Annotated in this window: 16 protein-coding genes and 1 pseudogene; 5 read left to right on the top strand and 12 right to left on the bottom strand. The window is 40.3% G+C overall.

Translation table 11 applies throughout. The features are described 5' to 3' along the window. Positions 1 to 90: 90 nt before the first annotated feature. From F5613_RS03100 to F5613_RS03070, 7 genes and pseudogenes are all read right to left on the bottom strand, one after another. Positions 91 to 2,490: an alpha/beta hydrolase family protein gene (locus F5613_RS03100; RefSeq protein WP_179398647.1), complete on the bottom strand. Its 2,400-nt coding sequence runs from the start codon at positions 2,488 to 2,490 to the stop codon at positions 91 to 93. Between the two features lie 87 nt (positions 2,491 to 2,577). Continuing rightward, positions 2,578 to 2,802 (bottom strand): annotated as a pseudogene (locus F5613_RS03095) (RagB/SusD family nutrient uptake outer membrane protein); the annotation flags it as partial. 213 nt (positions 2,803 to 3,015) lie between these two features. Beyond that, positions 3,016 to 3,837, bottom strand: coding sequence for an IS3 family transposase (locus F5613_RS03090; protein ID WP_179398646.1), 822 nt, complete (start codon positions 3,835 to 3,837; stop codon positions 3,016 to 3,018). Next, positions 3,834 to 4,133, bottom strand: coding sequence for a transposase (locus tag F5613_RS03085; protein ID WP_179398645.1), 300 nt, complete (start codon positions 4,131 to 4,133; stop codon positions 3,834 to 3,836). Before F5613_RS03085 ends, F5613_RS03090 begins: the two co-directional genes overlap by 4 nt. A gap of 76 nt (positions 4,134 to 4,209) precedes the next feature. Further along, positions 4,210 to 5,484, bottom strand: coding sequence for a RagB/SusD family nutrient uptake outer membrane protein (locus tag F5613_RS03080; RefSeq protein WP_179398644.1), 1,275 nt, complete (start codon positions 5,482 to 5,484; stop codon positions 4,210 to 4,212). 29 nt (positions 5,485 to 5,513) lie between these two features. Further along, positions 5,514 to 8,678 (bottom strand): SusC/RagA family TonB-linked outer membrane protein, encoded by a 3,165-nt coding sequence (locus F5613_RS03075; protein ID WP_179398643.1) that lies wholly within the window; start codon positions 8,676 to 8,678, stop codon positions 5,514 to 5,516. A 972-nt stretch (positions 8,679 to 9,650) separates the two neighbouring features. Next, the gene (locus F5613_RS03070) at positions 9,651 to 10,331 is read right to left on the bottom strand and encodes a queuosine precursor transporter (protein ID WP_079683510.1); all 681 of its coding nucleotides are present in this window, start codon (positions 10,329 to 10,331) and stop codon (positions 9,651 to 9,653) included. 239 nt (positions 10,332 to 10,570) lie between these two features. On the opposite strand from F5613_RS03070, the gene F5613_RS03065 reads away from it, so the two are divergent. After that, entirely contained in the window at positions 10,571 to 11,539 is a 969-nt protein-coding gene (locus F5613_RS03065; protein WP_079683511.1) for a hypothetical protein, read from the top strand. Positions 11,540 to 11,772: 233 nt separating this feature from the next. Further along, positions 11,773 to 13,146, top strand: coding sequence for an OmpP1/FadL family transporter (locus F5613_RS03060; RefSeq protein ID WP_179398642.1), 1,374 nt, complete (start codon positions 11,773 to 11,775; stop codon positions 13,144 to 13,146). A 91-nt stretch (positions 13,147 to 13,237) separates the two neighbouring features. Here the strand turns inward: F5613_RS03060 and F5613_RS03055 are convergent, their stop codons facing one another. The 4 genes from F5613_RS03055 to F5613_RS03040 form a co-directional block, all read right to left on the bottom strand. Beyond that, positions 13,238 to 14,899, bottom strand: coding sequence for an IS1182 family transposase (locus tag F5613_RS03055; RefSeq protein ID WP_246303324.1), 1,662 nt, complete (start codon positions 14,897 to 14,899; stop codon positions 13,238 to 13,240). Between the two features lie 288 nt (positions 14,900 to 15,187). Continuing rightward, positions 15,188 to 16,636 carry an IS1182 family transposase gene (locus F5613_RS03050; protein ID WP_179398641.1) on the bottom strand — a complete coding sequence of 483 codons (1,449 nt, stop codon included), beginning with the start codon at positions 16,634 to 16,636 and terminating at the stop codon, positions 15,188 to 15,190. Positions 16,637 to 16,794: 158 nt separating this feature from the next. Further along, on the bottom strand, positions 16,795 to 19,365 hold the full coding sequence (glgP, locus tag F5613_RS03045; RefSeq protein ID WP_179398640.1) for an alpha-glucan family phosphorylase: 2,571 nt from the start codon (positions 19,363 to 19,365) through the stop codon (positions 16,795 to 16,797). 83 nt (positions 19,366 to 19,448) lie between these two features. Further along, positions 19,449 to 21,125, bottom strand: a complete 1,677-nt coding sequence (locus F5613_RS03040; RefSeq protein WP_179398639.1) for a glycosyltransferase — start codon at positions 21,123 to 21,125, stop codon at positions 19,449 to 19,451. A 144-nt stretch (positions 21,126 to 21,269) separates the two neighbouring features. On the opposite strand from F5613_RS03040, the gene F5613_RS03035 reads away from it, so the two are divergent. The 3 genes from F5613_RS03035 to F5613_RS03025 are packed head-to-tail and all read left to right on the top strand — an operon-like array spanning position 21,270 to position 22,929. After that, on the top strand, positions 21,270 to 21,578 hold the full coding sequence (locus F5613_RS03035; protein ID WP_179398638.1) for a hypothetical protein: 309 nt from the start codon (positions 21,270 to 21,272) through the stop codon (positions 21,576 to 21,578). After that, positions 21,559 to 22,101: a 1-acyl-sn-glycerol-3-phosphate acyltransferase gene (locus tag F5613_RS03030; RefSeq protein ID WP_179398637.1), complete on the top strand. Its 543-nt coding sequence runs from the start codon at positions 21,559 to 21,561 to the stop codon at positions 22,099 to 22,101. Before F5613_RS03035 ends, F5613_RS03030 begins: the two co-directional genes overlap by 20 nt. Before the next feature lie 42 nt (positions 22,102 to 22,143). After that, the gene (locus F5613_RS03025) at positions 22,144 to 22,929 is read left to right on the top strand and encodes an amidohydrolase (RefSeq protein ID WP_179398636.1); all 786 of its coding nucleotides are present in this window, start codon (positions 22,144 to 22,146) and stop codon (positions 22,927 to 22,929) included. 75 nt (positions 22,930 to 23,004) lie between these two features. On the opposite strand, the gene dnaK is transcribed toward F5613_RS03025, so the two are convergent. Next, positions 23,005 to 24,921 carry a molecular chaperone DnaK gene (gene dnaK, locus F5613_RS03020; RefSeq protein ID WP_179398635.1) on the bottom strand — a complete coding sequence of 639 codons (1,917 nt, stop codon included), beginning with the start codon at positions 24,919 to 24,921 and terminating at the stop codon, positions 23,005 to 23,007. Positions 24,922 to 25,116 lie beyond the last annotated feature (195 nt).

The following is a 25,116-nucleotide window of genomic DNA, read 5'->3' as shown; positions in this document are numbered from 1 at the left end:
TTTTTATGTATCCTTATCACAAATAAAACTCGCCCTTATACATAGACACATGCATAAGGGCGAATTCCGTTGTTATACTAATTCTTGATGTTATTTTACATATTTCTCAAGCCACGAGTCTGTTTCGTATAGCATGTGAAGTATGTTTTCTTTGGCAGAATATCCATGACTTTCCAGAGGCAGCACTACATAGCGAACTGTAGCTCCGTGCCCTTTCAATGCTTGAAAAAAACGTTCGGATTGGATTGGAAAAGTACCGCTATTGTTATCGAGTTCACCGTGGATCAATAATAAAGCACCATTCAGTTTATCTGCATACATAAATGGCGACATCGCATTATAAACCTCCGGAGCCTGCCAATACGTACGTGTTTCGGCCTGAAACCCAAAAGGAGTTAATGTTCGGTTGTAAGCACCACTTCTTGCAATTCCTGCTTTAAATAAATTAGTATGTACCAATAGATTGGCTGTCATGAAAGCTCCGTATGAATGTCCTCCTACAGCAAGTCTGGAAGTATCGCCAACTCCCATTTCGTGTATAACCTTTGCAGCAGCTTCTGCATTCATTACAAGTTGTTCGGTGAAGTTGTCATTTGGCTCTACACCATTGCCACCTACAATGGGCATTTCTACATTGTCCATTACGCAATAGCCTTTTTTAACCCAAAAAATGGGCGATCCGTAGCTTATGCTTGTAAAGGTGTATTTCGAACCTCTTACCTGTGCGGCATCCGATGCTGATTTGTACTCACGTGGATAAGCCCACATAATTACAGGAAGTCTCCCGTCTTTTTCCTTGCTGTATCCTGCCGGAAGATAAACGGTTGCTGTCAGATCTACTCCATCCTCTCTTTTGTAGCGGATCTGTTCTTTACTTACCCCTTTCATGCTGGGGTAAGGATTCGGAAAGTTGGTCAACTGTTTAACTTTATTGGACTTAATTTGTCTGATAAAGAAATTAACAGGTTCTGCTATTGATTGTCTTGCAGTGATGATCTCTAGTTTTACGGGATCTTTAATACGGGAGATCGTTTCGTAATAAGGGGCTTTACACCTCCAAAGAATAGTGTTTTTCTTTTTCGTAATATCGTAAAGACTCAGGTAAGGCATATTCCCTTCGGGTGATGCACCGTCCGAAAGCAACAAAAGCTGATTGTTCTTCTTATTTGTATAAAGAACATATTTGTCATACTGATTTTTTACTACATGCGGTCTGCCTGGATTGTTGTAACTGTCATCGCGTGAGAATTCAAAAAGAGGCACCGGATCTTTATCCGATCCGGGCTTAAAACAAGATGTTTTAACCAGACGTGTTGCAGCAGATGATTCCGTTATAAGTGCCAGAGAATCATTCCCCCATTGAACTCCGTACGAACGGAGTTTGGTTTTAACTACTTCTTTTTTTACATCGGTAAAAGGAAAAGTCTGCTGATAAATTATGTCGGCATATTCGGTTTTGTTTTTCTTAGGGTCCCCGTTGTCCTGTGCCTCAGTCCAGAAAAGAGTAGCCGGTTTATCCGGTCTCCATCCAAAATTCCTTGGATAAGGAGAGGTAGTGTCATAACCCATAGCTGTGATAACTAAAGGTATTTCGGCGATTGTTTTAATAAGTTTACCATTTATGTCAGTTACAGATAACGTAGTGGGGAAATTACTTATGGGAACAATGTAAGAATAGGGTTTATGGGTTTTTTCAACTAAGAGCAATTCTTTATTGGGAGAGAGGGACACACTGGTAATAACACCTTTGATTCCGGTACTCAAACTCCCTTGGTTATTTATTTTTATTATTTCGGATGTAAAGTAGTAATCGAACAGCGATTCATCAAATTTATTTTTCAATAAATCCTGATAAGTACGCGCTGCCTGAGCTTTTCCACTATTTTCCTGTACGAGGGCTCCTTGTGGTACGGTGCTTCCAACAGGTGCGTTTCCGATGTTTTCGGGTATTGCCAATATTAATATTTCGTTATTATTAATCCAGAAAAGAGAGGTGCCGAAGCAGGCATTGATCTTTCTATTGCTAAGTTTTACCGCTTTATTATCTGTAGTTATACACTGATATAGATAAACTCCATCTCCTTCTTTTACGAAAAAAATAATTTTATCAGATTGTGGCGACCAATTAATATTCAGGATGATTGACTGATCCGGGAACCCTTCAATAACTCTTTCAAGCTTTGTTTCCATATTAACAAGGGTAACCCCTACATAACCGCGTTGCCGCGATTCGCTAAATGTTTCAGGATTGATGCGTATACCTGCAAGTCTTAATTCTGGTTGGGCAAGTTCACTTACCGAATAGTAAGGAGCCCGTTCAAGCTGAAGCATCCATTTGTAATCTTCACTGAAGTCAATTATGGGAGACAATTTTGCAAGAGCAATCTCTTTAATTTCTTTGGGAGGTTCCTGATAGGGCAGTTCCTGTGCATTTGCAATTACAGTACTTGCCAGAATAGTAGCAGATAAGAAGATGTTTTTTATTTTCATAGTCTATATGTTTTTAATAAAAAAGTACAGTATCCCGTATTAACGGGATATCTGTACTTTAAAGTGTGTATAAAATAGAAAAAAACACTATTCGTTTTGAGTCATTAACGGGTTAGCGTTTAATTCGTCTTGAGGAATCATATATTGCCATTCTTTTGACCCTGCAGGCTCAGACAGTTTAATTGCAATTGCTGCTTCGTGATTAGATCCTGTTCTGTCCAGCGGAAGATTCAATCGTTTAAGATCTGTAAATCTGAAGCCCTCTCCCCAAAGTTCCACACGGCGATGGATCATAATCTCTTCGGCAAGCTGTTTATAGTACTCCCTCTTTTTCGACCACTTGATCAGCCTTTTACCTATATGAAGGCCTTTTAATATTTTTATTCGTTTTTTTCTTTTCAATGCTTTTTTAAGGTATGAGTAGATTCATGCAAGGCCAGCCCGTAGCTTTAGCGAAGGGTTGTTCATTTTAGCCTTTCAAGAATCGGAGCATACCTTTTCTTTGCATTTAAAAGAAAAGAACGCTCAGGCAACCGTTTTATACACCACACCGGGAATTTGTCTTCCTATCCCCTGATGCGCCCGGTTGTAGTTGTAATATTGCATATATTTCCTGATTCCTTTATAAAGCTCCAGTCCGTCATCACACGGATTCAAATATACATACTCTTGTTTGATCGTGCGCCAAAATCGTTCAATCCAGATATTATCCTTGGCACGTCCTTTTCCATCCATGCTGATTTTAACGCCTTTTTCTTTAAGCGTTTGGATCCAGGACGGATTGGTGAACTGAACACCTTGATCCGAGTTGATGATTTCGGGTGCACCATATTTTCTGATCGACTCTTCAACCAGATCCAGGCAAACACTTTTCTCAAGCGTATTTGACAAGCTCCAGCCCACAATGTAGCGACTTCGCACATCCATGATAGCTGTTAGATACATAAATCCCTGTTTCATTGGAATGTAACTGATATCTATGGACCATACCTGATTCGTCTTTACAATGTCAAGACCTCGAAGCAGATAAGGGAGGATGTACTTGCGGGCACCCGGATTACTCAAGCTTTTTTGAGGATATTTGACCCGGATATTCATCAAGCGCATCAATCGTCGGATTCGTTTGTGGTTTATCTGAAATCCATTTAAACGAAGCATATCCTGCATCCCCAACACGCCACAAGTGGGATGTTCAATATGGTGCTTATCCATCTTTTGCATTATTTCCAAATTTTCAGGACTTTCTCCTATCGGTTTGTAATACAGTGTACTTCTTGGTATTTCCAATAATTCCGTTTGTGAACGAACGCTGAGCTCTTTATGCCTGGGATTTACAAGTTGTCTCATTTCTTTTTTAGACCGGCTCTCTTGCAGGCATCTGCTAAAAAATCCCGTTCGACGGTCAGGCGGCCGATCGTAGCATGTAGTTTTTGAATTTCCTCCTCACTGTCCTCTTTTTCAGCTGATCCAGCTCCCTCAAAAACCTTGCTGCTGCCATTTAAAAACTCTTGTTTCCATTTACTGATCGTCATGGCACTTACTCCAAAGCGATGAACCAACTCACTTAGCGTTTCTTGTTCCTTTAAGGCTGCAATAGCAACCTTGGCCTTAAATTCGGCCGTGTAATGTGTTCTTTTCCCCATCTCTAAAATACTCTTTTTTGATTCAAATTAAACCCTTTTTATTCGACTTCACAAGTGGTCCAGGTTTTGGGGAGTATTATAGTTCTTTGGTTGTACTGGAGGCTACATAAGATGGGTCGCGGGTGATGGCAAACTTTGTAAATGTGTTTTGAGCTTCTTCTACCTGTCCGCTACGCGCCAATGCTTCCGCTTTAATAAGATACATTTCGGCAAGCCTCATATAAGCGTAATCACCCACTGAATTTGAGGTGGCCTTTGCAGTAAACTTTCTGTTCTGATATTTATATTTCTTGTAAGTGGTTGCAGGCACAGCTGCAGTACCGGTTGGATCCCACCATTTTTTACGAATATCTGTGTTCGATATTTTATTATATAAAACAGAATTGATACATCTTGGTACAGCACGGATTGCCGATGCGTTAAAGTTCCACGACATATATGCATAGAATGAATAGAAATAGATTGTTTGATCATCCTGTGTATTGGCTGCCCACATCGCCTCGTCAGTATCGGTTAGGATTGTGGCAAAACCGCTCATAAGCTCTGTACTGTTCATAAGCTTCTTTCCGTCAGCTTCGGCTGTTTTAATACTTAAATCGGCAAATTTAGCAGCTTCGGGGTAATTGCCCATAGTGAGTAGAACCCTTGCTTTTAGTCCGTAAGCAACTTTAAGCGAGAAATGAGTCGTTGCTTTAGCAGTATAGTTTTTTAGCAATTCAATCGCTTCGTCCAAATCTTCGTTTATAAACTGATAGCATTCCTCTACCGTGTTACGAGTCATACCATCTGTATTTGCTTCTTTGCGATAAGGTACGCCAAGTTGGGAGTTTGAACCTGCGGGATCGTATCTTTTAGCATACAATTGTACAAGATTAAAATGAGACCATGCACGAAAACATAAGGCTTCACCTTTTACTCCATCGTGTAGTTTTTGATCCGTAAGTTGAACTTTGTCAACATTTTGTAAGATCAAATTCGCATTAAGGATAAACTGATAGTAAATATAGAATGGATATTTGGTTGAAGTAGCATTGGGATTACGGTGGGATACCCATCTCAAATCACTTAAAAACCATGAATTTCCGGTGGAAGGATGCACTAAGTCATCTCCAAGCACATCGCGGTAAATATTCATTGAAGGTTCTCCTCCGCAACTTTGAGACGATAGGTATTGTCTAACCAGGGAGCGGTGAATTCCATTTAATGCAATGTAAAGATTGTCGAGAGATCCGGATGCGATTGTTTCACTCACCTGATCTGTCGGCGCTGTTTCCATATAGTCTTCACTACATCCAGATAGTAAGACTGCGGATGCCATAAACGCAATGGCTATATTTTTTATTTTTTTCATATTGTTGTCTTTTTATATAGGTTGTAAAATCAGAAGCTAACGTTTAATCCAAATGTCCAAGAGCGTGCCGGTATGTGAGCATTGTTTATTATACCGTTGTATGATTGCTGTGTATCCATACCTTGAAGGGCATTTATCAGGAATAAATTTTCTCCACTGATCGAAACTCTGGCATTACGGATGCCTGTATTGCTATAGATGCTTTTCGGAATATTGTAGGCTAATGACAATGATTTCATGCTGATGAAATCGGAGCTGATCAGCCAACGGTCGGACTGGGCATTAAAGTCGGACGATTTGCTGCCATCCAGACGAGGTGTGTTTGTAACATCACCGGCTTTCTGCCAGCGATTCTTTATGTCACTGTGCATTGCAGCACCATAAGCCCCAACAGACATCAGAGATTGATAGCTTGAATTGTATATTTTACCACCTAAAGCATACGAAAATACGGTTGTCAATTCAAATGCTTTGTATTTTACACCCATATTGATACCACCGTATACATCTGGAATTGCGCTACCTGCATAATGGTATTTAGCTTTCGCCTGACTGGTTGTGAATTTTTCGTCGCCAATGATTCTTCCGTCGGTGTCTGACCATGTTTGAGCCGGAGTACCATCTTCTTTTACAGAGTCGTCAAATCGGTATAAAGCTGCTCCATCGTTAGGATCTACACCGGCATATTCTTTCAACCAATACTCGTAAATGGAACGGCCAACCATAATTTTCTTTGTTCCATCAATGATTTCTTTCTGTCCATCAGGTAATTTCTTAACCTCATTCTTTAGGAATGTAGCGTTTAGACCGATATTCCATCTCCAATCTTTGTTCTTTAGCAGAACGTAATCAAGCGTTACTTCCAATCCCTTATTGCTAACTTTTCCAATGTTTTCCCAGATAGATTCGGTTCCTGAAGATATAGGCTTCGGTACTTCAAACAGAAGATCTTTCGACTCTTTATTGAAAAACTCGAGGGTACCGGTAAGTTTCTCAAATAAACCGAACTCGATTGCCGCATCATAAGATACCTGAGTTTCCCATTTTAAATTATTGTTTCCAAAAGAGTCGAAAAGGATACCTGCTTCGGTAGCGTTATTGTATCCCATTCCATATAATGTCTGGTAGGGGTAATATCCAATTCCGGCATCGTTACCGGTTTCTCCATAAGACGCGCGGAGTTTTAACTGGTCTACCCATTTCAGGTCTTTGATGAAACTTTCCTGATCCATTCTCCATGAAGCACCTAACGACCAGAAGTTACCCCATCTTGAATCTTTGTGGAATCGGGAAGTTCCGTCACGTCTAAATGAGAACGATGCATAATACTTATCGTCGTAATTGTAGTTTAAACGGCCCAGATAACCTTCTTTCTTGTATGTATCAGTGTAGGAGGTAACCTCGTTGATGGTTACGAAATTATCCATTTCATAGAGTCCGTCCAATACCTGACCTTGTCTCATGGCGTATGAATACTGATATTCGTATGAATAATTTTCGTGACCGATTAAAGCATCAACTGTATGTTTATCGAAGGATTTAGCATAAGAAAGTAATTGGTTGAAGGTGTAGGTGGTACTTCTTGTGCTTTCAATACGCAGACGTCCGGCCGGAGCTCCGTCGCCAACCAGCTTATTGTCGTATCCTGCGTTACGATAGTTTGTAGATTCAAGTGTTGCATTGATAGTTGCAGTAAGTCCGTCATATAGATTCAAATCCAGATAAGTGCGGGCATTGAGTCCGTCGCGTGTATATTTACGTTGATTCCAGTTTGTTTCGGCAACAATATGTCGTCCGGAATAGGCAGAACCTGCTCTAACGCTGCTATAGTCGTATTGTTTAGCTCCTGTTTCATCTAAAATATATTCACCTGTCGTTGTATCGTGCAAATAGACGGGGTATATCGGACCGATTCCGCGTGCAAACATAAATGGGTTGGCATAACCGGAAGAGTTATCAGTTGCATTGGCAGTATTCGAAGTTGTACGGGTTCCGGCAATGTTTAAACCCGTTTTAAACCATTTTACAGGGTACACATTCACATTGGCTCTACCGGCAAACCGTTCAAAGTCCGATTTAATAACATATCCGTTGTCTTCCAGATAAGAAACAGAAACGTAGGTGTCGCTTTTGTTCGTTTTATTGGTATAAGACAAATTGTATTCACCGCGATAACCAGTTCTTTCCATTTCATCGTACCAATCCAGGTCGTCGCCCCATAATAAGGTATTTGCCGAGGGATTTAATTTGCCATCGATACCTACAATCTCGTTATTTGCAACTCCTTTAAACGGATTGTACATCAAAAGACCGAAAATGTTTGCCGATGCAGTCTGAGCTGCTTTTTCGGCAGTGTAACTATTAGCGGTCATGTATTGATTTTTAAGTTGCTCCCATTGCAAAGGGTAATAATCCATTACATTGATGCGGTTGTATTCCTTGATTGCCCTTTGAGAAAAACCTTGTGTGATTGATAAGTTTACTGCGGTATTTTCTTCTTTAGCTTTTTTTGTGGTAATTAAAATTACACCGTTTCCTGCGCTTGAACCATATAATGAAGTAGAAGCCGCATCTTTTAAAACAGTGATTGCTTCAATATCATTTGGATTGATATCTCCGATTGCTCCGTTGTAAATTGACCCGTCAACCACATAAAGAGGCGAATTTGATGCATTAACAGATCCAAAACCACGGATACGGATCGATGGAGAATCTCCTGGTTGTCCGCTGGCTGCTGCTACCTGAACACCCGGAGCAGCACCGTCTAATACAGAGGCTGCATTGGTTAAAGGTCTTATCTCGAGATCTTTCGATCCTATTGATGCTGCTGATCCGGTAAAAGAGGATTTTTTGGCTGTTCCGTAGGCTACCACAACGATTTCGTCTACCACTTTGGTGTCGCTTTTCAATACTATTCTCATGTTGGGCCTGGCAACTATTTCCTGCGTAGTCATCCCGATATATGAGACTTGTAATACCGCCTGGGCTGAGGGGAGATTACGTAACATAAATTTACCATCAGTGTCGGTTACAGTTCCTATTGTTGTTCCCTTAACTAAAACGGATGCACCCAGAACAGGCATACCATCTTCTTCGGAAATAACAACACCTGAGACTGCGGATGTCTGAGATGTTATTACTCCAATGCCTAGAACAAATAGGCTGACGAAGAACATCATTAATTTTCTCTTCATAATTGGTTTTCTTAGTGTGTTTAACAATATAAATATAATTTAAATAAAAATAGCATTTGCGCAAATATATATAAAGTTTTGTTATATTAATCAAAAAGAGCTTGAAAATGACGAATAAAGTTTTATATTGTTTGTAATCGTGGTATATATTGTCATATTAATGTTAAATAATAAATATAGTGATCAAAAATAAATTGAAATGTAAGTTAGTATATCTTATTAATGTTAATTGATATTTAATGATTGATGAATAATAAATTAATGTAATTTAAAACAATGGTAAATTAATGTAAATATTTTATGTGTTGCCATTATTCAAATTCTTTTACAGACATCAGGGCTTAAAAAGTAGTAAATATTGCTGCCAAACATAGTTTTCGTAAAAACAATCTGTCATCTCTCATAAAATGGCTCAGATCCCTTTATTGAAGAGGGTTGTGGGAATGATAGATGCCCGGTGACAGATTCATTTCATCTGTCATCTGTAATGCGGTGCCAGTAGAAAATTTTTAGGTTTGGACTGTAGCCCTTTCAAAGTTCTTATTGGAGGTATGGTAGGGTATCTTGGATATATTTACTTTTTATCTGTATATAAATAAATTCAATCTCTTAAGTGAAATAATTCTTTTATGCCTGTGGTTAAATTTAAAGACTTAATGGAAGTATTCGTTTGACAGCTGTGGAAATGTATTTTGACAACTGTCGTAATGCATTTCCACAATTGTCAAAATCGATTTCGACAACTGTCAAACGATTCATACATTTAAGTGAAAAACATTGTATACCGTTGTGTTTGAAATATTTGACTTAATACTTGTGCTTGTTTTATGGATGTATTTTTTTGTTTATCGAACGATGGTAAATGTATGTGGTTGAATCGTGTAAATGATGAGTACGGAATGGAAATAAAAAACTCCCGTTTCGGTCTGATCAGGACTGAAACGGGAGTTTTATTTAATAAGATCTTGTTACTTAAATGTCTTTTACCTTAAGTATATTGTACGAGATGTTGGTGTCGTATACATCTGTATTTTCAATCTTTTTGATGTATTTTACGACACGGATCGTAACAGGAAGAATTAATACTTCGTAAGCCGACTTTAAAAAGGCTTGTGTTCCGATCATAATTAATAATTCGTTTGCGGGAATTATACCTGCAAATGCTATCGGAAAGAATATCAGCGAATCGGCCGACTCTCCCAATAGCGTAGAGATAACTGCACGGGCGGAGAAGTTCTTTCCGTTGGAGGCAATTTTCATTTTACTCATTACATAAGCATTGATAAATGATCCCACCAGGAAAGCACACAAACTGGCAAATACGATTCGCGGAGCCATACCGAATACGAAGTTGAATCCTTCTTCGCCTTCCCAGAACGGTGCTCCCGGAAGCATAATTGCGAGTTGCGCGAAGGCTACCACCAGAAAATTCATGGCAAAGCCACTCCAGATGATCAGCCGGGCCTTTTTATAACCCCAAACTTCGGCAATACAGTCGTTGATGATGTACGAGATAGGAAATACCATTAATCCGGCAGTAGCGGTGATGCCTCCCACCTGGATTACTTTTGTTTCCAACAAATTGGATGCTATGAGGCATACATTGAAAAGTATACCCATCAGCATAAACGGAATGGTTACTGTTTTCTGCATATTCTTGTTTTTTACGTGGTTGATCAAGCACACGGGAAACCGACTCCGGTTTCCATTGTTAATAAATCAATTCGGCAGCAAAATTACGAATATTATTAAATTTGGACAATAGAAAACAGTGATATTTTGCCTTCAAATAGACACAATAACGTACGACTCAAAAAAAATACTGATTCTTCCATGATTTCTTTTATAGATTTAAATGTTATGATTACTTTTGAATCGTAAAACATATAGGAATGGATAGCTCGATTATAAAGTTTGCGAACAAACTGGAACTGCATTATTATTTCAGTGATAAATCGTATTACATGGATGCTTTGGTTAGGCATCGGTGTGAAAAGGAGGTGTTGACATTAATCCGTACGTTGGCGGATTTGCTTGAGGTAAGACTTACGGTTTATTGTGAACCTGCGTCTGGCGACGGTTATAAGGAGGTATGGGGTGTTGCCGGGGAGAATGCCCGTTCAATATCTGTAGTGCTCAGTATTATGATGCAATTGTTTACTCATCCGTTTGTAGCGGCCAATGGTCAGCTTACAATCGACCGTTCCGAAGAAGATGAGGCTCGCATGCAACGCGAGTTGGCCTCTTTGCGAAAGGATCTTAAATTACGCACACCGGGAGTTGCTATTTCACGCGAATTGATTGAAGATTTGAACCTTCATCCGCGTGTATGTAAATGTAAATCTAATTTCTACGAAGCGATGAAGGGCTATCCCAAAGTCCGGAAGTTTACGGTGAGGGAATTGAACGAAAATAACAAGAGCCGTTCCGGATTGATGGAGGTAAAAAGGGAGCATTTCAATTACTTTATTCTACGTACGGATGAATTGCCTCAGATGAAAGATCAAAAGGCTACCATCGAAATCGTTTCTCCTGTCTTGATGAAGGATAGCAAGTTGCGTTGGAAGGGAATTTATAACAAAGGGGGCGAAATTATAGATTTCTATATGCGTGATGAAGATTTTAAACGAGATATGGTTGAAGACAAAATTGCCTTTACAAGCGGAATGTGCATCGATTGCGTATTGGAAATAGACCGTAAACTGAATGAAATAGGCGAGATTGTAAATGTTAGCTATTCTGTTGTGACCGTTATCAAGACCCGTTTTGATAAAATGGAAATCATCACCCCGCAAGGAAAAAAGCATCTAAAGAAGCTGGAGGCCGAAAAGCAGCAACTTACTTTAGATCTGTTTGCATAAACACTTCTGGTAGATTTGATATATAAAAAGAGAGGATTGAGTTGATATTCAATCCTCTCTTTTTATTTAAATAGACTTTTATTATGTAATTCAGATCTGTTTTTATGCACAAAAACTGCATTGTTGTGCTGCACATTTTGTCTCAAAATGTGTAATGTATTAAAAAAGTATATATCTTTGCGCCTGTTTGACTCTAAAGTTCAAATAGATCAGGTAAAATTTAAATAGCGAATATGAAGAAAATTATCGTAGTGGCAGGCTTATTGTTAACAATGGGCTTTCATGCTTCAGCCGAAGGGTACCAGGTAAATTTGCAAAGTACAAAACAGGCAGGTATGGCTCATGTAGGGGCTGCCTTGAAACTTGGTGCAGAAAGCATGCACTTCAATCCTGCAGGATTGAGTTTTATGAAAGAGAATATTAGCTTATCTGCAGGAGCTAGTGCTGTTTTTACCGATTTGGAATACTCCAAGGATGGATACAAACACAATTCGGATAACCCGATTGGAACACCTTTATACTTATATGCAGGTTTTAAGATTTACGATAACCTGGCTGCTGGTGTGAGTGTGAATACTCCTTACGGCAGTTCGATCGACTGGGGGTTGAATTGGGCCGGATCAAGATTGGTTCAGGATATTACATTGAAGTCATTTTCTATACAGCCTACCATTTCTTATCGCCCGTTCGATAAGTTGAGTCTGGGTGCCGGACTGATGTTTATGTATGGTAATTTCTCATTAAGCAGAGCCTTGATTCCTGCAGGAGATCTGGAAAGCCTTCGTCCGTTTGCTGCAGCTGTACCTTCATTGGGACAAACGCTGGACAATTTTAAAGATATCGATGCTGCTTCTGCAACATTATCGGGTGATGCAGGTGTTAAGATTGGTTTCAATGTCGGTGCAATGTATGACATAACCGACAAAATCACTGTAGGTGTATCTTATCGCTCAAAAGTAACTATGAGGGTTCCCGAAGGTCATGCTGAGATGAATTATGCCAATGAAACCGAATTGAAACAGCTGATTGCAACGGTTAACCCGCTGTTAATCGCTTATAAGAAGAATCCCATTGTAATTCCTCCACTGGATAAAGGAACATTTACTGCCGAACTGCCATTACCTTCCAATCTGAACGTGGCTGTTAGCTATAAGGCAACCGACAGATTGTTGTTGTCTGGTGAAGTTCAGTTTGTGGGCTGGAGTGCTTACAAAGCATTAAATGTACAGTTTTCGCAGGAGGTGCTTGATGGATACAGCATCAATGCACCTAAAAATTACGAAAATACGCGTATCTATCGTTTAGGAGGTCAGTTTGCTGCTACAGAGCGTCTGGATTTACGTCTGGGTGCATACCTGGATGAATCGCCGGTTCCCGGAGAATTTTTAAATCCCGAAACCCCCAGTATGAATAAAATGGGATTAAGTACAGGATTGAGCTTCCGTCCGCTTGAAAGACTTTCTGTAGATCTTGCATTTACCTACGTTACAGGATTCGGTCGTGATGGTTCTTATCCGTATGTTTCTAACGATCAGGTAAAAGCATTTGGTGGTCATTACGATGTAAAGGCTTTTAATCCGTCGTTTGGTATTTCGTATGCATTCTGATGGCGAATCAGTATAAATAAAAAAGAGGGTGTGTCAAAACAAAGTAATTGACACATCCTCTTTCTTTTTTGTTTCGTTTTTCAAAAAAGCTTCAAGCCGCCCATTTTGGATTGATTTTTCTTTCGATTCGATTTTGATCGCTTATCACCTCATAAAACGCTGTTTTCAGAGTAATTTTCCTGTTATAAAAGCCCTTTGATATCCCTTTAGCTGCTTTTGCACACATCTTTTTTATGTTGAAGGCTATGGCAAAGAAGGCAAAGTCCATGGTGACTTTGTCGAGTCCGAAGTGACGGAATCGACGGTATGCCATATTGTATTTCATTTGTCCGAAAACGGCTTCTGGTTCTATAGGTCGTTTGGATCGGTGTTCAAGTCCCTCATCCGAGATCAGCTTCTCACGGGCTTTGCGTTTATATTCCACGAGTCTGCGGTTAACTTCGATGGAGCGATTCCCCTTGGCTTTGAAGCATCCGGTCCGAAGAGGGCATCCTTCGCATCTTGCTGCCCTGTAGCGATGTGATTCGGTAATATATCCGCTAGCTGTCCTTCCATGAGTCTTACCCACAAAGGTCATATGCTGCCCCATGGGGCAAACATAGTAATCATCTTTGGCATTATAATATAAATTATCCACCAGAAAAGGATTATTCTTAAACGAACGCTTCTGCTCTTTGTGGAACCAGTTGTATTTTACAAAAGACTCTATATCATGTTCTTCCATAAAACGATAATTCTCCTCCGATCCATAACCGGAGTCGGCAACGGCTTTGCCGGGAAGCCGGTTGTAACGTCCGGAAAACGAGCTAAGGAAAGGTATAAGGGTTAATGTGTCTGTAGGGTTGGGGAACAGGGAAAAGTCGGTGATGAATTGGTTCTCTGTCCCGATTTGTAAGTTGTAGCCGGGTTTGGTCTGGCCGTTGTTCATCGCATCCTCTTTCATCCGCATAAAGGTGGCTGAAGGATCACTTTTGGAATAAGAGTTACGATCCCCGAGTGTTTGCAGATGCTGGTCATATTCGGCAAGCTTATCGCCGTGCTTCTCTAACTCTTTTATCTCTTTCTCCCTTGCCCGACGGGCTTTTTTCTCTTCCCTGGTCCTGGCTGCGGGTTGCTCTGCCAGCGCCTCCTTCAACTCCCGGGCAAGATCGGAGATGGCTGCCGGAGTAAACGCCACGGATTGATTCTCTGCTGCTTTATCCTGGGCGATCGTTTCATCAATCTGTTCAAGTAGGATTCTTATTTTATCGAGAAGTTTGTCCCGGTTCTTCTCCACGCTTTTGCGCCAGACGAAGGTATATTTGTTGGCTTTGGATTCAATCTTTGTCCCATCAATGTATTCCACATCCAGACTCACATAGCCTTTACCGGCAAGAAGAAGCACTAGTTGGGTGAAAATCTGGTTAATCTCATGCTTTACCCGATTACGAAAACGGTTGATCGTAATAAAGTCTGGTTTCTCATACCCGGCAAGCCAGATATAATGGATGTCGCGAAGAAGCAGCTTCTCAATCTTGCGACAGGAATAAACGTTGTTCATGTAGGCGTAGATAATCACCTTGAGCATCATCTGCGGATGATAGGGACTACGACCATATTCTTTATAAAGAGCCTTAATCTTATCAAGATCAAGATTATCAACCAGGGCATTGACAACCCGCACAGGGTCATCTTCAGCAATATCTTCATCAATCCGGCTCGGAAAAAGAAGCGTTTGGTTGGATATATACGGGCGAAAATGTAACTTTGTCATATGAATTTTGAAAACCTAAAGTTACAAAAACTCTAGGAAATAGCAAAGGCCGAGCTTGGGAAAGTTCGACCTTTGTGCATAAAAAGAGGGTGTGCCTATTTTGACGAGGGCACTGAAAAAGTAGCTTTTTTACGAATATCCTTTTTTATTAGGTCTAAAAAATCAAGGTTGCAAGATTCGGGTGGACAATCCGTTTTCTTGCAACCTTTTTGATGAAATAGCTTTTTATAGTGAATAGAGCCTTCAACACCTCATTTTCTCAACGATCGGAGGCATAACTGACTCCTCTTAGAGTAATTTCAATATTCTTTTCAGATTTGCGGCGAAGATAGCCATTGCCCCCTGCATCTGCATACATGACAATCCATATGACTGTGCCCTGTCATATCCGTATACTTGTTTGAGTTCTGCGTTTTTCGCTTCTATCTTATAACGCTCTTTGGCTTTCTCTTTAAATCGTTCGGTCTGCTGGAAATCTATTTGGGCTTTCTGCTCATCCGTCTTTATTGGTACGGAATAGGTTTTTGATTTTGCGCCAGGCTTATAACAACCTTCTCTTCTTGCACAGACTTTGCATTTTTCTATATCAAAATAATAAGCATAAGCTTGATTCCAGGCACCATTCTTTTTACCATGTTTAGCTCTGCGTATTGCCATATGTCCTGCGGGGCATACAAACATCCCTGCATCTTTATTATAATCAAATTTGTCCTCTTCTCTGCGGCATCCCTGACTAATAGAGGGATTCAACTTAGAGACCAGCTCAAAATGCTCGTCTTTGGCTTTTTCCAGATTATCTTTCCCTGAATAAGCCGCATCACCTATAACTGTTTCTATATTCATCCCGTTAGCACGGCTTTGTTCCACTAATGCTGGAAGCTGAAGACCATCGCCCTTTTCTCCGGAAGTTATCACTGCTGCCGTTATAATACGCTCTTCACTCATGGCAATATGGGTTTTATATCCAAAGAAAGAGCTGTCTTCTGATTTGTGACCGATACGGGCATCCTGGTCTTGAGAAACGGTATAATGATCGGCTATATCTTCCAAGGTCTCTTTAAGCAGGTTCAGTTTTTCTTTTACTTTAGGCAAGCACACCAGAGTAACCTTGTCTTTCAGACTGTCAATCAATGATTGTGTGTAGGTGAGTTCGTGTTCCAACATATCATCTTCATTCTTTGCTGGCAATGAGTTTTTGATTGTTTCATCTGTTTCATAAAGGGATTTACGTAACTGTTTAGAACGCAACTTTAATACTTCTATTGGGGAATGGGGATTGGAACGGGAACCTGTATGCGTGGCATCCACTATGATGGAGGCTGATTTTATAATACCCTTCTCAATGGCTAAGATAACCGTTTTTTCGATAAGTAGATTCAAGAGATCCATGTCCTTAAGCCGGAGTTTACGAAATTTACATAGCGAACTGGGATCTATTACATCATCCTCTGGAACCATACCCAAAAAGTATTTGAAAGACATATCATACCGGGAACGTTCCACTACGTCAACATCAGAAAGGTCGTAGACGGTTTTTAATAAAAGATATTTGAACATACGAACTGGACTTTCCGCTGTGCGCCCATTTTCCAAACTATACTTGGACACTAATTCTTTGTAAACAAATGTAAAGTCAATCAGCATGTTGATCCGACGAAGAAGATTATCCTGAGGAATAATCAGATCGTAAAGATCTAAGTGGTTACTGAAAGCCAGACGGTCTTGTTGTGCGAGCATAGTCATTCTTCTTTTATGACTCTAAGATACAAAATAAAACGGCATAAATCCAACTTTAGGTCAGATTTATACCGTTCTGTTTTTGTTAAAAAGAGGGAAAGCTACTTTTTCAGTGCCCTCATTTTGACACACCCTCTTTTTTGTATGTAATTGGTATATTAAATCTGAATCCATTTCAAGTATGCAAAATCCATACGGTGAGGCAGGTCTTTGTTTACAGGGAATACTCTGAGAGCCAATTTAACAGACCCCGAAATACTTGGTACAATATTAAGATCGAAATAAAGTTTGGACCCTTCTTCCTTCATCAGTTTAAACGGATGTGTTTTCAATAAAGAAAGTTCTTTGGTCTCTGTCTTCTCTTTTGCAACGACTAGTTCAACTCCCAGCATTCCCTGAAGTTCTTTTCTATCAATTACAATGTTAAACTTTAATTCTTTTCCTAATACAGGTCCGCTCGTCTGAAGGTCTTTGCTGTAATTTATCGATTCAACCACAAAGCTATCCCAATGTGCATCAACCTCTTCTTTCCATGCCGCAATTTCTTTTGCTTTCGCATAGTTGTTATCGTGCAGGTTTTGAGACCGTGTTGCCAGTTTGTTATAGAATCTTTCAATATAATCGTCCAACATACGTTTCATTGTGTAGTCTGGAGCGATTTGAGCGATCGAATTCTTAATGTATTGTATCCATTCAGGTGAATATCCTTTACTGTTTTTTGCAAAATAGGTGGGGATAATCTCATTTTCAAGAATGGAATAGATAGTTGTTGCATCCAGCTGATCCTGGTATTGCTGATTCTCGTATGTCCGTTTGTCGGTAAGCGCCCAACCGGCACCTTCCCTGTATCCTTCGTACCACCAGCCATCTAAAACAGAGAAGTTCAATACTCCGTTCATTTCGGCTTTTTCGCCGGATGTGCCCGATGCTTCCAATGGTCTGGTAGGTGTATTTAACCAAACGTCTACTCCCGAAATTAAACGACGGGCTAAGCGCATGTCGTAGTTTTCAAGAAATATAATTTTGCCCAGGAATTCAGGACGACGGGAAATTTCAACAATATGTTTGATTAATCCCTGTCCGCCACCGTCTGCCGGATGTGCTTTTCCTGTATAAATAAACTGGATAGGGCACTTCTCGTTGTTTAAAATCTTAGAGAGCCTGTCAAGATCTGTAAATAACAGATGGGCACGTTTGTAAGTGGCAAATCGTCTGCCGAATCCGATCAGTAAGGCATTTGGATTGATTTTATCCAAAATACTTACAACCTGTGATGGATCTCCCTGATTTTTAAGCCAATTTTCTTTGAACTGAACACGTATATAGTCGATCAGCTTATTCTTCATCGTTTTACGGATGTTCCATATCTCTTCGTCGGGAACTTGTTGTATTGCACTCCAGATTTCCTTATTAGACTGGTCATTAAAGAAATTCTTGTCAAAGTTCTTTGCGTAGAATTGCTTCCATTCCGAAGTTGCCCATGTTGGCATGTGAACGCCATTGGTTACCCAACTAACATGTAATTCGTCCGGGAAGTATCCTTTCCAGATCGGAGCAAACATCTTTTGCGACACTTTACCATGAAGCCAGCTAACACCGTTGGCCTCCTGACAGGTATTGAGGGCAAATACACTCATAGAGAATTTCTCATGAGTTCCGGGGTTTTCCCGTCCCATATCAATGAATTCCTGCCAGCTGATGCCTAATTTAGCCGGAAATTCTCCCATATATCGTCCAAAAAGGTCTTCCTCGAAATAATCGTGTCCTGCAGGAACCGGAGTGTGTACCGTGTATAGCGAAGAGGCTCTCACCACTTCCAGAGCTTGATTGAAAGATAGGTTTTCCTGTTGGATGTAATCTACCAGGCGTTGAGCATTAATCAGAGCAGCATGGCCTTCGTTGCAATGATATATCTGCTTTTTAATTCCCAGTTTATTCAACATCATTATACCGCCTATACCCAGAAGATATTCCTGTTTCATGCGGTTTTCCCAGTCGCCGCCATATAGCTGGTGGGTAATGGAGCGGTCCCATTCGCTGTTTTCCTGGATGTCTGTATCCATAAGATATAAAGGAACACGACCTACTTTGACTTGCCAGATTTGAGAATAGACAATTCTGCCGGGATAGGGTATTTCAAGGATTACAGGTTTGTTGTGTTCGTCTGTAATCAACGTGATTGGCAAGGTGCTGAAATCCTGAGGTTCGTAATTAGCGATCTGCTGACCGTCCATGGAAAGGGATTGGTTGAAATATCCGTAACGATACAGAAAGCCCACCGCAGCCATGTCAATATTGCTGTCGCTTGCCTCCTTCAGATAGTCGCCAGCCAAAACACCCAGTCCTCCCGAGTAAATCTTAAGCACATTTGCAAGTCCATACTCCATGCTGAAATAGGCTACAGAGGGCTTGGTGAGTTTTGGCTTTTCTTCCATGTATGACTGAAACTTGGCATAAACCTTGTTCATTTCATCCATAAACTCCTTGTCGGCCATAATTTCTTCCATCCTGTTGTAGGATATCGTTTGTAACAAGAGTACAGGATTTCCTTCAGTTTTTTTCCAAAGGTCGCTGTCTATTTTGTTGAAAAGTTTTGTAGCGTCTGAGTTCCAAACCCACCAAAGATTGTATGCAATCTCACGAAGAGGTTCTAGCTTCGCAGGAAGCACAGAATGTGCGTGTACATCTTTCCATACAGGAGAGTTTGCATTGTTTGCTTTGATTTTCATTATTGAGAATTTTTAATTGTTTCGAGAAATTGATTTTATATTCATTACCTTATATAAACCAGCTACAAAGATAAGATTCTAAGTTAAATACTTACCATACTTTTAGCAATTCTTTTATCCTTGTTAACCAGTGCTTTATGAAAAGATTCCTGGTAATGCAGTATAAACTTGCTCCATGTTGCCTCTCTTGAAAGGGCAAAACAATGTTTATGGATTTCGGTTCTTTCGCTCTTATTTTTACGTGATAGCTCAAGAATAGCCTCGGCTATAGAGTCTGTTACTTCAAAATAATTGAAGTCGGTACGTTCCAGTACCATCACTCCTTCGGAAAGTGAATTGCCGGATACAAAATGCTTAGCCCACAGACCAAATCCGGCGAGGTTAGTCGTGATGGTCGGAATGCCAAATGCAATACTTTCCATCGGTGTGTATCCCCAAGGTTCGTAGTAAGAGGGGTATACGGTTGCGTCCATGCCGATTAATAAATCATAATATGGAGTATTAAAGATACCATCGCTTCCCGAAAGATAACAGGGTACGAAAATAATCTTAATTTTATCCGACGAATTATTTGTAAATCCGGCCTGACGAATATGACTGATAATTTTGTCGTGCTCCATGTCATAAAGCCAGTGTGTAACAAAGGGAGCCTGCAGAGGATTCTTGGTTTCATAATCCTGTTTCAAGATCTCTTTCAAGTCGGCTCGTGCATCGTAAACATGTCCGGGAACCATAATAAAGGCAATTATTTCGCGCTGTAATTCGCCCGATGTACGGATATGGCCCATTGCATCGATAAATATATCCAGCCCTTTGTTTCTGTATTCATACCTGCCGCTGGTGGAAACCAATATCGCATTTTCCGACACTTCAGATCCAATAAGTTTTTCGGCGATTCGGATTAGTTGTGCCCTTGCTTGTTTTCTTTTAGCACTGTATTGATCTCCTTCCGGAACAAAGTTCAGTTCGAACCCGTTTGGTGTAACTACATCCGGTTCTTTATCAAGCAACTTCTTACATTCAACCGCCGTAATGTCGCTTACGGTGGTAAAACAGTCAACGTGAAGTGCTGTTTGTTTTTCTAAGGAATGTTTTGCCTCCATATTCAGCTCGTAAGCCATCTGATCGCCATTATAGCCGTCCATGTAAGCATAAAGTGCTTTGTTGTTGCCGGCAATCGACCTGCCAATCGAAGTAGCATGAGTTGTGAAGATGGTTGCTATCTCGGGTATCTGTTTTTGCAGATACAGCGCACCCATACCTAACATCCATTCATTGAAATGGGCTACCACGCTTTGATTCTCAAGTTTGTAGTAGGAGTAGAAGCTCTCTATAACTTTTCCTACGGCATAGGCAAATATGCAGGATTCGTCGTAGTCTCCGTAGGCATTCAATGAATTTACGTTGAACGATTCCCACATGGAGAAAAACAGAGAATCTTTATCGCCAAAAAATGGCTTGAAGTCTACTAAAATTACAGGAGGATTGCCCGGGACATTCCATCTTCCGATTCTGACTTTGAGTTGCTCGTTCGTCAGGGCATATTCTTTCCATTCGGCAAAAAGGTTCTTATCTTCAATGAAATCGACAGCCGGTTCTTGTTCCCATATATCGGGACCGATAAATATGGCTTTGTCGTCGAAGATTTTTTTGAGGCTAAATGCTTTAGTGGATAAAACGGTATATATTCCGCCAACTTTGTTGCAGACTTCCCAGCTGCTTTCAAATAAATAGGTTGGCGTAGTTGTAGGTGTACTCATGTAAGATTTTTTGTAATCTGTTATATTGTAAACGCAAAGATAATGTATTTTGAGATTTTCTCTTCATATTGAATTATTATTAACAAGGTTTTTGTAGCTTTGTCATTGAATAATTGATTTTTATCATTTAAAAGTTTTCCAGATATGGCAAGTAAAAGATTATTAAAGAAAAACATTGGTTATATAGCCGGTGATTTATTTACAGAAGTGTTGATATGCAAGTTGTTTATCCCTGCTACAGACCAGGATAAGGCAGAGGTGTTGATGACTAGGATCCTCGATATGCAGGATGAATTTGCAAAAAGAGCAAATCGTCCGGATGCCAAAGAGAATAAAAAACGGGTTAAGGAGTATTATTCAAAGCTGATCGCAGATTTGCAGGCGGAAATTAATAGTATCGGTACAGAAATTGCAGAACTGAGCAAAAAAGTAAATGAGAGTCTTACTAAGTAAATTTCTGCTTAATTTAGCGGGTTGGAAGCTGGGACCGGTTGGTGAGGATGTTCCCAAATGCGTAGTGTGCGTAGCTCCTCATACCAGTAATTGGGATTTTATAGTAGGTAAGCTGTTTTATTCGGCTCTTGACCGTGACGCAGGCTTCCTGATTAAAAAAGATTGGTTTTTTTTTCCTTTTAATTTGTTTTTCAGTTGGTTGGGCGGTGTGCCGGTCGACCGCGACAAGCGAACATCGGTAACAGACCAAATGGTGGAGGAGTTTGCAAAACGGGATTCTTTTCATTTGGGAATAACGCCCGAAGGAACCCGTAAAAAGGTTACAGAATGGAAAAAGGGATTTTATTTTATAGCTCTGAAAGCAAATGTTCCCATTGTATTAGCTTATCTTGACTATGGGAAGAAAGAGGCTGGGGTGAAAGCTATTTTTTATCCTACAGGTGATTTTGAAAAAGATATTGAAACCATACGTTCTTATTATAAAGGTGTTCAAGGCAAAAATGCTGAGAATTTCGTTGAATAAAAGATACGTTAGCTTGTTAACCTTAAATTAATTATTACCGATATGGCAGAAAATTTACGAGTAAGTATGATTCAAACCCATATTATTTGGGAAGATTTGAACGAAAACCTTGGGTACTATGGAGAGTTGCTGCGCCGTATTAGCGGCAAAACAGATTTAGCTGTTTTACCGGAGACCTTTACTACGGGTTTCTCTATGAACGTGGAAGAATTGGCTGATGATGCAGATGGTGTTACTGTTGTCACGGTGAAAAAGTGGGCATCCAACTATCAGATGGCAATTGCAGGAAGTTTTATAGCTAAGGAAAACGGAAAGTTTTATAACCGCGCCTTTTTTATTACCCCCGAGGGTGAAGCCAGTTTTTACGATAAAAGACATCTGTTTCAAATGGGACAGGAGGATCTCCATTTTACACCAGGTAACAAGCGATTGATTGTTTCTTATAAGGGATGGAATATCTGTCTTCTGGTTTGCTATGATTTACGTTTCCCGGTATGGAGCCGTAATGTGAATAATGAGTATGATTTGCTTGTATATTGTGCTAACTGGCCCGAAGCCCGTAAGAAGGTCTGGAAGCTATTGTTGCAGGCAAGAGCCATCGAAAATATGGCTTATGTTTGCGGTGTAAACCGCGTTGGTATAGATGGAAAAGGTTTTACTTATCGGGGCGACTCCCTTATTATCTCACCCAAAGGCAAAAAAATAGCCGATGCCGGTAAACGGGAAGAGGTTACCCGCACTGTAACCCTGTCGATGGATGAAGTTACAGAACTGCGTACAAAATTCCCTGCATGGAAAGATGCAGACACTTTTACGATACTTCCCTGAAAGATTAACCATCCGGAAGAAAATAAAAAAGGCGCTCTAACATATTAGAGCGCCTTTTTTTATTGTAATATCTGATTACTTCACTTCTTCAAAGTCGACATCAGTTACACCTCCGTCTTGTTTGTTGCTTTGGCTTCCGCCGGCTTGCTGATTGAAGTCAGGTCCCGGTTGTGCACCGCCTTGCTGTGCATTCTGAGCATTGTACATCTCTTGACTGGCAGCCTGGAATACATTGTTTAATTCTGTTGTGGCAGAATCAATTGCAGCTAAGTCCTGAGCTTTGTGGGCCTCTTTCAATTTAGCAAGAGCTGCTTCGATCGGACCTTTCTTATCGGCCGGAAGCTTATCTCCAAACTCTTTCAGCTGCTTCTCAGTATTGAAAATCAAACTGTCTGCATGATTCAGTTTGTCGATACGTTCTTTTTCTTTCTTATCAGCTTCTGCATTTGCAGCGGCTTCATCTTTCATACGTTTGATTTCGTCATCGTTCAGGCCACTTGACGCTTCGATGCGGATACTCTGCGCCTTGCCTGTAGCTTTGTCTTTAGCCGAAACATTCAAAATACCGTTTGCGTCGATGTCAAATGTTACTTCAATCTGCGGAACACCACGTTGAGCAGATGGAATACCGTCCAGATTGAATCTACCGATAGATTTATTATCTTTCGCTAACGAGCGTTCTCCTTGAAGAACATGGATTTCAACCGAAGGCTGATTGTCTACTGCTGTTGTAAATGTTTCCGATTTCTTTGTTGGAATCGTAGTGTTTGCCTCAATTAATTTCGTCATAACACCACCCATTGTTTCGATACCTAAAGAAAGAGGAGTAACATCAAGCAAAAGAATATCTTTCACTTCTCCGGAAAGAACACCTCCTTGAATTGCAGCACCAACAGCGACTACTTCATCCGGATTAACTCCTTTTGACGGAGCTTTGCCAAAGAACTTCTCAACAATAGACTGGATAGCAGGAATACGGGTTGAACCACCTACCAAAATTACCTCATCAATATCTGAAGTTGATAAATTGGCATCACTTAATGCTTTACGACAAGGTTCAACACATGCCTGGATCAGTTTATCTGCCAATTGTTCAAATTTAGCACGGCTCAATGTTTTTACCAAGTGTTTTGGCACACCGTTTACCGGCATAATGTAAGGCAAATTAATTTCGGTGCTGGTTGTGCTTGAAAGCTCGATTTTAGCTTTTTCGGCAGCTTCTTTCAATCTTTGTAAAGCCATTGGGTCTTTACGAAGATCGATGCCCTCTTCATTAATAAATTCCTGAGCCAGCCAATCGATAATAACATGGTCGAAATCATCTCCTCCAAGGTGTGTATCACCATTGGTTGATTTTACTTCAAATACACCGTCTCCAAGTTCCAGAATGGAAATATCAAATGTTCCTCCACCAAGGTCAAACACTGCAATTTTCATATCCTTAGATGTCTTATCCAGACCATATGCCAAAGATGCTGCAGTTGGTTCGTTTACGATACGACGAACATTAAGTCCTGCAATCTCTCCTGCTTCTTTAGTAGCCTGACGTTGAGACTCGCTGAAGTAGGCAGGAACTGTAATAACGGCATCTGTTACCTCTTGTCCAAGGTAATCTTCGGCAGTTTTCTTCATTTTTTGAAGTACCATAGCCGAAATCTCCTGTGGAGTATACAGACGACCGTCTATATCAACACGGGGAGTGTTGTTATCGCCACGTACAACTTTATATGAAACGCGTGAGATTTCTTTCTGTACCTGATCAAACGTTTCTCCCATGAAACGCTTAATTGAGAATATTGTCTTTTCAGAGTTTGTAATGGCCTGACGTTTTGCTGGATCACCCACCTTACGTTCGCCACCTTCTACAAATGCAACAATTGAAGGTGTAGTTCTTTTACCTTCGCTGTTAGTAATAACAACCGGTTCGTTACCTTCAAGAACGGCAACACATGAGTTGGTTGTTCCTAAGTCAATACCAATAATCTTTCCCATGATTCTTATTTTATTATTAATTGTTTATTCTTTATCTATCCACCATCTTGTAGGAGGATGGAACAACTATTCAATAACAAATGCTATGCCAAAATCTAAACTTTTACAAAACCTAATAAGAATCTGTCAGAACTTATGTCATTTAGTCAGCTTTGCTTTCTGCTTATTATTAAAAGAAAGACCCTCTGTGGCAAC

This window comes from Macellibacteroides fermentans (genome assembly GCF_013409575.1).
GTDB lineage: Bacteria > Bacteroidota > Bacteroidia > Bacteroidales > Tannerellaceae > Macellibacteroides > Macellibacteroides fermentans.
Note: the sequence above shows the minus strand (reverse complement) of the source record. Positions and strands in the feature narration are given on the sequence as shown.